The following is an 11,740-nucleotide window of genomic DNA, read 5'->3' as shown; positions in this document are numbered from 1 at the left end:
GCCGGATGCGGTGAAAGTCGCATGTCCGGTGTGAAGTGGGGGAAAAGGTGGAGATAATATCAAAACCTTACCTATCACTATAAGCAGAGAGACTTCTGTACTGTGCCCTGATCGGCTATATCTGGTATGAAGCACCGGAAGAAGAACAGAACTTTGCGACCCTGCTTGAGTTTATCAACGCTTCCGAAACAAGGGAAGATGATGAGACATTTAAAAATGCAGTAGATATGCTGTTTGAGGAACTGGAAAAGGAAGAACCGGAGCATTTTGCAGTACGTCAGTATAAGAAATATAAGCTGGCGGCAGGAAAGACAGCAAAGAGTATTTTGATTTCCTGTGGTGCAAGGCTTGCACCGTTCGACATTGCAGAGCTTCGTGAGATCATGAGCTATGATGAGATGGAACTGGATATGGTAGGTGACCAGAGGACAGCACTGTTTATTATCATTTCCGATACGGATGATACCTTTAACTTTGTTGTGGCGATGATGTACAGCCAGTTATTCAACCTGTTATGTGACAGGGCAGACGATGTACATCATGGCAGACTGCCATATCACGTCAGAATCCTCTGTGACGAGTTCGCAAATATCGGTCAGATTCCAAAGTTTGACAAGCTGATCGCAACCATCCGTAGCAGGGAAATCTCTGCATCCATTATCCTCCAGTCGCAGTCCCAGTTAAAGACGATCTACAAAGATGCAGCTGAGACAATCCTAGGCAACTGCGATACGATGTTATTCCTTGGCGGTAAGGAAAGTTCGACCTTAAAGGAGATTTCCGAGACGCTGGGAAAAGAAACGATTGATTTATATAACACTTCGGACACCCGTGGACAGAGCCGTTCTTACGGGATGAACTATCAGAAAACAGGAAAGGAATTGATGAGCCGGGACGAACTTGCGGTCATGGATGGCAGCAAATGTATCTTGCAGCTTCGGGGTGTAAGACCATTTTTCAGTGACAAGTTCGATATTACCAGACACAAACGGTATAAGGAGCTGTCAGACTACGATAAGAAAAATGAGTTTGATGTGGAAGCGTATATGCGGCATCGGATGGAAGTGAAACTGACGAGGACACAGGAATTTGACCTGTATGAGTTTTCGGAAGAGAGTCTGGCAGAAGAATTAAATACAGAAAACAAGGAAGCAGAGCATGTGAAAGATTCAGACACATAGCTCTTTTTTCTTTACCCTTTTGGGAGGTGATGGATTTGAGAGATCATGAAAGGCCGCCCGTAAGGGCAGAGCCGGAAAAGACTTCTTAAAGATAGAAACCAGAGAAATACAGAGATTTGAAAGGAGACAACGAATATGGCGTTTTTTAATCAGGCAATCAATATTTTACAGACACTTGTGGTGGCGATTGGAGCCGGACTTGCAGTATGGGGTGTTATCAACCTGTTAGAAGGATATGGAAACGACAACCCAGGTGCAAAGTCCCAGGGGATCAAGCAGCTGATGGCAGGAGGCGGTGTCGTTCTGATCGGCACCCAGCTGGTACCGTTACTGTCCGGATTGTTCAGCTGAGAGAAGCAGGAGGGAGATGACTCATGGATCGGATATTTGAAGCGATTGAAGAATGGATGAGGAATCTTCTGACAGGCATGGTAAGTTCCAACCTGACAACAATGTATACCGATGTCAATGAAAAGACCGGTCAGATTGCTGCTCAGGTTGGGCAGACACCGCAGGGCTGGAATGGCAGCATTTACAGCATGATACAGAATCTTTCCGAGTCGGTCATTGTACCGATTGCCGGTATGATTATCACATTTGTACTTTGTTATGAGCTGATCTCCATGTTGACGGAAAAGAACAACATGCACGACATCGACACCTGGATGTTCTTTAAATACTTTTTCAAGATGTGGGTGGCAGTCTGGATTGTCAGCCATACCTTTACGATCACGATGGCGGTATTTGATGTCGGGCAGTCCGTAGTCAGCCGGGCAGCTGGGGTTATCAGTTCTGATACAGCGATCAATATAGATACGATGATCTCTACGATGGAGACAGCGATGGAATCGATGGAGATTGGTGAACTTGTCATACTGGCACTGGAAACGATGCTTGTAAGCCTGTGTATGAAGATTATCTCAGTCTTTATTACAGTGATTTTGTATGGACGTATGATTGAGATTTATCTCTATTCGTCCGTTGGAGCGATCCCGTTTGCAACCATGTCCAACCGGGAATGGGGGCAGATCGGGAACAACTATCTTCGTGGATTGTTTGCACTGGCATTCCAGGGATTTTTTATGATGGTCTGCGTGGGAATCTATGCGGTCCTGGTCGCAAACATCCAGATGTCAGATAACATACATTCTGCATTGTTCGGCGTGATGGCATACACGGTGATCCTGTGTTTCAGTCTGATGAAAACAGGAAACTTTGCCCGCAGTATCTTTAACGCCCACTAAGAAAGGAGGAACTGGCAATGGCATTTGTATCTGTGCCTAAAGACTTAACCAAGGTCAAGAATAAGATCATTTTCAACCTGACGAAACGGCAGCTGATCTGCTTTGGGATTGCGGCGGCAGTAGGGCTTCCGTTTTATTTCTTAAGCAGGGGAATCATTGGTTCCAGTAACGCAGCGACCGGGATGTGCCTTCTTATGCTTCCGGCATTTTTGTTTGCCATGTATGAGAAGGATGGACTTCCGTTAGAAAAGGTCTTAAAAAACATGATCACCGTAAAATTTATCCGTCCTCCGGTACGCAAGTACCAGATGGAAAATATGTACGAGAAAAAGTATACCGTGGTCAGAAAGAAGAAAGGGGGAACGAAGGGTGTTAAAAAGAAAAAACGATAGACAGCCGCCACAGAGCTTAGATGAATTATATCCGGATGATTACTGGCTGGATGAGGAGGATGGAGAAGAAGAACTTCCAGACCCCGCAATGAAAAAGAAATCAGTAAGCGGCAGACTGCACGATGAGCCAATGGTGACAGGGTATGAAGCACTGGAACGCCAAAGAGGTGTCCGCAGACCGAACCGGAAACTGACACGCAGGGAAAAGAAAGCCCTCAAAAGGGCACAGAAATATGAAGAAAAACTGCATAAGGAACATGAAAAAGCGGATAAGAAAAATGCGAAAAAGGAAGCAAAACTGGCAGCCAAAGCAGAAAAGCAGGCAGTGCGTGACGCAAAGAAAAATGCGAAGAAGAAAAAGAACAGACCTGCCGCAGCACCGCCGGGGCAGCGTCCGGCAGGAAAAGCGGTTTCTGGAACGAAAAGCAGTGGAACAGGAAAGAAAACATCGGATAGTGCCAGGGATAAGAGGATCACTGCACAGCAGTCGATTCCATACCATGAGATGGGAAGGGACGGTATCTGTCGGGTGCAGGACAAGTTTTATTCCAAGACGATCCGTTTTTATGACATCAACTATCAGCTGGCACAGAATGAAGATAAGAACGCCATCTTTGAAAACTGGTGTGATTTCCTGAATTACTTTGACAGCACAATTCATTTTCAGCTGTCCTTTATCAACCAGCACAGCAACATGGCAGAGTATGAGAAAGTCATCCATATCAATCCGCAGGAAGATGAATTTGATGACCTGCGTATGGAGTTTGCCCAGATGCTTAATAATCAGTTGGCAAAAGGAAATAACGGGCTGATGCGTACCAAATATATCACATTTGGGATTGAAGCGGAGAATATCCGGGAAGCACGACCAAAACTGGAACGTATCGAGTCGGATATTCTGAACAATTTTAAGATTCTTGGGGTATCTGCTTATCCGCTGAATGGGGAGGAACGGTTACAGATCATGTATGAAACCTTTAACCAGGACAGCAAAGTTCCGTTCCATTTCTCTTATGATGATGTGCTTCGGACAGGGCTTAGTACCAAGGATTATGTCGCACCGACCAGTTTTGTATTTAAGAGTGGAAAAGATTTTGAGATGGGCGGCACGATGGGAGCTGTTTCCTATTTACAGATCCTTGCACCGGAACTTACCGACAAGATGCTGGCAGAGTTTTTGGAGATGGACAGCAACCTGATGGTGAATTTCCATATCCAGTCCATCGACCAGATGAAGGCAATCAAGCTGGTAAAAAGCAAGGTGACGGATATTAACCGTATGAAGATCGAGGAACAGAAAAAAGCAGTCCGGGCAGGCTATGACATGGACATTATCCCTTCGGACTTAAATACATACGGTGGGGAAGCAAAAAGGCTTCTGGAAGATCTACAGTCCAGAAATGAGCGAATGTTCCTTGTAACAGCATTGTTCTTAAATACTGCACCGACCAGACAGGAACTGGAAAATGTGGTGTTCCAGACTGCCGGTATCGCACAGAAATATAACTGTGCATTGAAACGGCTGGATTACCAGCAGGAGACGGGACTGATGAGCTGCCTGCCGCTTGCGGTGAATTTTGTACCGATCAAACGGGCACTGACAACGACATCCACGGCAATTTTTGTCCCGTTTACCACACAGGAATTATTTATGGCTGGGGAATCTATTTATTATGGATTAAATGCCCTGTCCAATAACCTTATCATGGCAGACAGGAAGAAACTGAAGAACCCGAACGGACTGATTCTTGGTACACCGGGTTCCGGTAAGTCGTTTGCGGCAAAACGAGAGATTGCAAATGCATTTATCGTGACGAAAGATGACATTATCGTCTGTGACCCGGAGGGGGAGTATTATCCGTTAGTCCGGGCATTTCATGGACAGGTGATCCGTATTTCCCCGACCAGCCACGATTATATCAATCCGATGGATATTAACCTGGATTACGCTGACGATGATGACCCGCTTTCCTTAAAATCGGACTTCATCCTGTCTCTTTGTGAGCTGGTAGTAGGCGGAAAGAACGGACTGGAGCCGGTTGAAAAGACCGTCATTGACCGATGCGTAAGGCTGGTCTATCAGGATTTCCTTTCTGACCCGGTACCGGAAAAAATGCCGATCTTAGAGGATTTATATAATCTTCTCCGTAATCAGAAAGAGCAGGAAGCACAGCGTCTGGCAACGGCACTGGAGATTTATGTCAATGGTTCCTTAAAAGTGTTTAACCATAGAACCAACGTGGAACTGAGTAACCGTATCGTATGTTTTGACATTAAGGATCTGGGAAAACAGCTGAAAAAACTGGGTATGCTGATCGTGCAGGACCAGGTGTGGAACAGGGTAACGGTCAACCGTTCTGCGAATAAGAGTACCAGATATTACATTGATGAGTTCCATCTGCTCTTAAAAGAGGAGCAGACGGCAGCATACAGTGTGGAGATCTGGAAGCGTTTCCGTAAATGGGGTGGTATCCCTACGGGTATCACACAGAACGTAAAAGACCTGTTAGCCAGCCGGGAGATTGAGAACATCTTTGAAAACTCGGACTTTATCCTGATGCTCAACCAGGCATCTGGTGACAGACAGATCCTTGCAAAACAGCTCAACATTTCCCCTCACCAGCTTTCTTATGTAACGAACAGCGGGGAAGGTGAGGGACTGGTCTTTTATGGCAGCACCATTATCCCGTTCAAGGATAAGTTTGATAATTCCCTGATGCTGTATGCCCTGATGACTTCTAAGCCGGATGAGGTGGAAAAGCGTAAGAAACTTGGTATCGGAGAACGGGACGATTAAAGAAATAAACGAAACAAAATAAAACAGAGTAGAGGATGAGCCGGAGGAATACTTCCGGCAATTTTTCTGCCCGGAAATCATGGAGGATTACAAGATGGAAGATTACAGAAACATGGAGAGATGCAGCGGCGAACCTTGCTGCATATTTGCAGAAAGAATCTGTGCAGACAATGAAAAGGAGATTTTGAAAATGGAAAAGGACACAAAGGAAAAAGTGACGGCTGATGAAATGATGGATGACCTTATCTATCTGGCGGAACTGATTGATTTCATGGGAATTACATCTTGTCTGGCTGTAAGGGGAACTTTAAGTGAGCGAATGACAGACAAGCTGACGGATTCCATTGCAGGGATGGCAGATGAAGTGTTGGAGAAATGGGAGGACTATCAGGATAAGACAGAATAACCGGGACAAAGCAGTAAAGGGGATGGTCAAAGTTGCAGGAGCATGAGTATAAGGCGAGAGATAAAACCGTCCAGAAAATGAGCCGGGATGGACTGCGGGAAGAAAACCTCCGGAACAAGGAAGAAAAAAGGATCACCGGGCGGGATACGGATACCGAGATTTCCCGCAGTGAGAAGAAAGAGGAACTGGATTTTAGTAAACGCAGACATGAACGGCTGAAAGAAGAACGGGAGATGGAACAGCCGGAGCAGAGTTCCAGAAAACCCAGATATAGTAGGGAACATGCAGATATATTGGATGATGAACAAGATATAGCAACTGATGCGGATGTAGAAGAGGGGCTTACAGACGATAGCAGCGAGAACCCCAAATCTGCCTTTCGTACAGAGAGTATCCGTGGACAGCCAAGAGGGGAACGGGCATATCTGGAGACAGTTGCAGACAGCCGGGATCTTCGGAAGAAAAAGATGGTCAGGGATTATGCTGCAAAGGAAAGAAGGAAGGAAAAGGAGACTTCCAGAGAAGAAAAAGCAGCCAAAAGAGAATCTGCCCGTTACCGGGAAACTTCCGAAGTGATGGAAGATTCCCTGGATAAGTTCCACGAGGAGATCAAAGGCAAGTCCAAAAGGGAACGGGTGCTGAAGGAACAGCGGAAAAAAGTTTCCCGTCTGTCTTTTGGTGATGAGGGTGACGGCATGGTACATGGTGCCGGGATCGGTATCCGGAATCCGGCATCGGCAGTCAAAGATGCGGCAGTCACAGCAGCACACTGGAAAACGCACGAAGAAGAGGATGAAAATGCGGCAGTGGAAGGGGCACACCGGGCAGAGCTTGTCGGGGAAAGCCTTGCAAGGAAATCCATCTACATGCGGGAACGGCTGAAAGGGCGAAGGGAAGAATCCCGGAGATTAAAAGAAAGCGTCCTGGATGAAGCAGAAAGGAGCAGGCTGATATTTGAGACTGCCTATGGAAATGAAGCGAAGGACGCAGTGAAAAGAGAAGCAGAGAAGAAAAAGAAATCTGCCCTGCAGAAACTCTTTCAGAAGAAGCGTTACCAGAAGCAGTATCAGGCAGCCAGACAGAGTAAAAAAGTAAAGGATGCAGCGATCACTTCCGCACAGAAGTTTACGGAAAAAGCGAAAGATGCCGTCAAGATGGTGGCGGCACAGAACCGGGGGATTTTTGCCACGGTAGCTGTCTTTGCTCTGATCTTTGTGCTGATCGCAGCCAGTTTTACCAGCTGTACGGCATCTTTGCAGGGAGCTTCTTCAGCAATCATCTCTACCAGCTATTCCAGTACGGATGAAGATATTTATGCCGCTGAAAATGCGTACCGTGCCTTGGAAGAAGCACTGAATACACAGATCAATCAGATGGAATCCACTCATCCGGATTATGACGAATACCGGTACCAGATTGATGAGATCGGTCATAACCCATATCAGTTGACCTCTTATCTTACGGTAAAATACGGCGGCTTCACTTACGATGAAGTGGCAGAGGAGATTAAGGATATCTTCCGACAGCAGTATGGAATCACCACAGACTCTACCAGAGAAACAGTTACAGAAACCAAGACTGTCCGGGTAGGGGAGTCCTTGGGACTGGTTGTGACAAGTGGGTACTGTAACTGCCCGATCTGCTGTGGCCAGTGGAGTGGCGGACCGACAGCCAGTGGGGCAATGCCGACAGCAAACCATACGATTGCCGTGGATGCGGCGAATCCATTTGTGCCGATCGGGACCCATGTAGTCATGAACGGTGTGGAATATGTAGTAGAAGATACCGGAGCGTTCGCAAGATATGGGGTACAGTTCGATGTTTACTATGACAATCATGCGGCGGCATCCGCACATGGACACCAGACATGGGAAGCCTACATAGCAGACAGCAATGGAAACCAGGAAGTGCAGGTCACGACTACAAAAGAGGTGAACCGTCTGGATGTGACGATGACAAACCACAGCCTGGATGCCGTGTTAAGGAGCCGTATGACAGAGGAAGAACAGGAACGCTACGATGCGTATAACAAATATTACGGCAACCGTGATTATCTGTTTGATCTAAACAGCATACCCACCGGAAGCAGTGGATTTGGTTATGACATACCGGCAGATGCTTTATCTGATCCACAGTTTGCAAAAATGATACAGGAAGCAGAAAAATATCTGGGTGTTCCATATGTATGGGGCGGTTATTCCCCAAGTGGTTTTGACTGTTCCGGTTTTGTGAGCTGGGTTATCAATAACTGTGGAAATGGATGGAATGTCGGAAGATGTACTGCAGATGAGCTGCGGTCACACTGTTCGCAGGTATCTCTATCGGAGGCAAAGCCGGGAGATCTGATCTTCTTCCAGGGAACCTATGACACACCGGGAGCAAGCCATGTGGGAATCTATGTCGGCAATAACATGATGATCCACTGTGGCAAGCCTGTCCAGTATACCAGCATTGCAAGTGCTTACTGGCAGGAACATTTTATGGCGTTTGGTCGTCTGCATTAAAGGAGGTGACAGGGCAGATGAACATGAAATTAAAAAAACTTCTGAATGATATTCAGAAAACGGAGGATAAGATTGCTGAATTACAGGAACACCTGAAGCGACAGAATACATTGAGACAGCAGATGGAAGATATAGAGATCGTTAAGTCGTTCCGTTCCATGAAGCTGGACAGCCGCAGCCTGCTTGTCCTGCTTGACGGGATTCAGAAAGGAACCGTTACGATCCAGATGGATGAGGACGGTGGTATCACGGTGGAGGATGCAAAAGCTCCGCAGAAAAAGGAAAACAACGCAGAAGTTCACAGACCACCTGTTGGTCAGATGACAGAAAGAGAGGTTTTAGACGATGAGGAATAAAGTGCTAAAGAAACTGCTTATGATTGCCATGGCAGTCACCATGATCTCCGGGACATCCATTGCTACGGTTTATGCAAATGCAAACCCACCGGCAGAGGAGACAACGACACAGGTAGTAGAAGAAACGGCAACAGAATCAACAGAAGATACGGAGAAGAAAGAGGATACCGGAAGGGTCACCGGGGAAGGGGATAATTCTGCTTTTTCTACTCCGGGAAATGCCCAGCTGGTGGATGATAAGGAAAATGATGATACGAAACAGTTCCTTACCATCCAGACCAAGAAGGGAAATACATTTTACATGGTCATTGACCGTTCCAGCAATACAGAAAATGTATATATGATGTCCCTGGTCGATGAGAATGACCTGGCAGAATTTCTGGATGAGACAGAAAAGAGCAAAGAAACCGAAGAATCAACCGTAGTGATCCCGGAAACCACACCGGAAACTACCCCGGTAGCAGAGGAGGAAACCGGAGTGAAGAAAGAAGAAAAGACAGGAATGAATGTAAAAGGACTTGGAGCAATCGTACTTGCAGCGATTCTTGGAGTGGCAGGTATCGCCGTTTATAAAAAGCATGGACGTGGCAAAGAGGATGACTATGTAAGCGAACAGCTGGAGTTCTCTGACGGACCGTATGTAAATGAAGAAGAGGATGAGGAAGAAGAATAAACTTCCATCTCCAAAGAAGCAACCAAAATAAGGACAGGGGCAGCCAGAGCAGTTTGGCTGCCCTTTTTTCAGAAAGGACAAAAAAAGCGTATGTCAAAATTTTTAGTGATCGCAGAGAAACCAAGTGTGGCACAGAGTTATGCCAAAAATCTGTCAGCTTATAAAAAAGAGGACGGATATTTAGAAGGGGAGAGCTGTATTGTCAGCTGGTGCCTTGGGCATCTGGCAGAGTATGCACAGCCGGAGGAATATGACCCGAAATATGGGAAATGGCAGTTTGATGACCTTCCGATTCTCCCGCAGGTCTGGAAGTTGAAAGTTTCCAGAGATAAGAAGAAACAGTTTGATGTGTTAAAAAGCCTGATGAACCGGGCAGATGTGGACTATCTGGTAAATGGCTGTGATGCAGGAAGGGAAGGGGAACTGATCTTCCAGAGAGTGTATGACCTTGCCGGATGCAGGAAACCGGTGAAGCGTTTATGGATCAGTTCCATGGAAGATACGGCAATCCGGACAGGTTTTCAGACAATGAAAGGAGCAGAGGAATACCGGAATATTTGCATGGCTGCGGTATGCAGGGCACAGGCAGACTGGCTGATCGGCATGAACGGAACCAGGGCATATACGACCTGTTATTTTAAACGTCTGGTTGTGGGCAGGGTGCAGACGCCAACGCTTGCCATGCTTGCGGAACGTCAGGATAAGATTGAGCATTTTCAGAAAGAAGCCTTTTATAAAGTAGCACTGACAGACGGAAGGCTTACGGTAGTTTCTGAAAATATTGCAAATGAGGAAGCAGCCGATCTCCTTGCTTCCTTATGTATGGATTCGGAAGCAGTGATTACACAGGTAAAGAGGGAACAAAAGAAAGCGTTTCCTCCCAAACTTTATGATTTGACCAGTCTGCAAAGGGAAGCAAACCGTTACTTTGGCTATACGGCAAAGAAAACACTGGATATGCTGCAGGAATTATATGAAGAAAAGCTGGTCACTTATCCAAGAACGGACAGCCAGTTCGTGACGGAGGATATGAGGGATACCGTAGAGGAACTGGTAGGGAAAATGCCAGTCTTACTTCCGTTCTTGGATTATGGACAGCTGGGACATAACATCACCAGAGTGATTAACAATGCAAAAGTATCCGACCATCATGCGATTCTTCCAACAAAAGAAGCCGTAGAAAAAGGAATCTCTGATCTGACAGCGGACAAAAAGAACCTGATGATGCTGGTCTGCCAGCAGCTGGTGCAGGCAACAGGGGAAGAGTATCAGTATGAGCAGACGGATATTACGGTCAAATGTCAGGGACATGATTTTACCGCCAGAGGAAAAGTGCCGGTGCAGATGGGATTTAAAGCGGCGGGGAATGCCTTTAAGAACCAGTGCGTGAAAGCCAAGCCGGAAGAAGAAACGGAAAAAGAAACTTCCATTCCATATGGATATGAAGAAGGAATGACGCTTTCTCCGGTAAAGGCAGAAAAGACAGTGCATTTTACTTCCCCGCCAAAACCATTCAATGAAGATACCCTCCTTGCCGCTATGGAAACCGCAGGGAATAAAGACTTTGATTCGGAGACAGAGAAGAAAGGACTGGGGACTCCGGCAACCAGGGCAGGTATCATTGAAAAACTGGTTTCTTCCGGCTATGCAGTCAGAAAAGGAAAGCAGATCTTGCCAAGCACAGAGGGCAGGGAACTGGTGAATGTCATGCCGGCTTATCTGAAATCTGCCGCAATGACTGCCGAATGGGAAAATCAGCTTTTAATGATGGAAAAAGGGCAGATCACCGATACACAGTTTATGGGTGAGATCACTTCTTTAGTCGGTAAGATTCTTTCTGTGTGCAGGGAAATACCGGAAACGGAAAGGAGAAGGTTCCAGAAAGCAAGGGAAGTGATTGGTAAGTGTCCGGTCTGCGGCTCTGATGTCTACGAAGGAAAGCAGAATTTTTACTGCTCCAACAGGCAGTGTGATTTTGCCCTTTGGAAAGAAAACCGTTTCTTAGGAAGCATGGAGAAAACACTGGATAAAAAGATGGCAGTGGAGCTTCTTGATAAAGCCTGCACCCATGTAAAAGGGCTGTATTCCAGAAAAAAAGATATAAAGTTTGACGCAGACCTTTTACTGACACTGGAGGACGGAAAGCCAAGGTTCCATCTGGAATTTCCAAAGAAGAAATAAGGCAAG

The 11,740-nt window shown here is 46.3% G+C and carries 9 protein-coding genes and 1 pseudogene; all 10 read left to right on the top strand.

The window, feature by feature from the left end; translation table 11 throughout:
• Positions 1 to 83: 83 nt before the first annotated feature.
• Positions 84 to 1,181 (top strand): annotated as a pseudogene (locus LKD42_RS00540) (VirD4-like conjugal transfer protein, CD1115 family); the annotation flags it as partial.
• A 135-nt stretch (positions 1,182 to 1,316) separates the two neighbouring features.
• Positions 1,317 to 1,532, top strand: a complete 216-nt coding sequence (locus LKD42_RS00535; protein ID WP_005338487.1) for a Maff2 family mobile element protein — start codon at positions 1,317 to 1,319, stop codon at positions 1,530 to 1,532.
• Positions 1,533 to 1,555: 23 nt separating this feature from the next.
• Positions 1,556 to 2,425, top strand: coding sequence for a VirB6/TrbL-like conjugal transfer protein, CD1112 family (locus LKD42_RS00530; RefSeq protein WP_004612759.1), 870 nt, complete (start codon positions 1,556 to 1,558; stop codon positions 2,423 to 2,425).
• A gap of 17 nt (positions 2,426 to 2,442) precedes the next feature.
• On the top strand, positions 2,443 to 2,817 hold the full coding sequence (locus LKD42_RS00525) for a PrgI family protein (protein ID WP_005338480.1): 375 nt from the start codon (positions 2,443 to 2,445) through the stop codon (positions 2,815 to 2,817).
• On the top strand, positions 2,795 to 5,614 hold the full coding sequence (locus LKD42_RS00520; RefSeq protein WP_005338479.1) for a VirB4-like conjugal transfer ATPase, CD1110 family: 2,820 nt from the start codon (positions 2,795 to 2,797) through the stop codon (positions 5,612 to 5,614). The genes LKD42_RS00525 and LKD42_RS00520 overlap by 23 nt, the downstream gene beginning before the upstream one ends.
• A gap of 94 nt (positions 5,615 to 5,708) precedes the next feature.
• A complete protein-coding gene (locus tag LKD42_RS00515) occupies positions 5,709 to 6,020 on the top strand; it encodes a hypothetical protein (protein ID WP_005338478.1) in 312 nt (103 codons plus the stop codon).
• Positions 6,021 to 6,052: 32 nt separating this feature from the next.
• Positions 6,053 to 8,524 carry a C40 family peptidase gene (locus tag LKD42_RS00510; protein ID WP_227567349.1) on the top strand — a complete coding sequence of 824 codons (2,472 nt, stop codon included), beginning with the start codon at positions 6,053 to 6,055 and terminating at the stop codon, positions 8,522 to 8,524.
• A 17-nt stretch (positions 8,525 to 8,541) separates the two neighbouring features.
• A complete protein-coding gene (locus LKD42_RS00505; protein WP_005338476.1) occupies positions 8,542 to 8,880 on the top strand; it encodes a DUF4315 family protein in 339 nt (112 codons plus the stop codon).
• Complete coding sequence (locus LKD42_RS00500) at positions 8,870 to 9,553, top strand: CD1107 family mobile element protein (protein WP_005338474.1); 684 nt, start codon at positions 8,870 to 8,872, stop codon at positions 9,551 to 9,553. Before LKD42_RS00505 ends, LKD42_RS00500 begins: the two co-directional genes overlap by 11 nt.
• 90 nt (positions 9,554 to 9,643) lie before the next feature.
• Positions 9,644 to 11,734 carry a DNA topoisomerase 3 gene (locus LKD42_RS00495; protein ID WP_223474006.1) on the top strand — a complete coding sequence of 697 codons (2,091 nt, stop codon included), beginning with the start codon at positions 9,644 to 9,646 and terminating at the stop codon, positions 11,732 to 11,734.
• The last annotated feature ends 6 nt before the right edge of the window (positions 11,735 to 11,740 follow it).

The sequence above is a fragment of the Hominisplanchenecus faecis genome, assembly GCF_020687205.1.
Taxonomy (GTDB): Bacteria; Bacillota; Clostridia; order Lachnospirales; family Lachnospiraceae; genus Hominisplanchenecus; species Hominisplanchenecus faecis.
Note: the sequence above shows the minus strand (reverse complement) of the source record. Positions and strands in the feature narration are given on the sequence as shown.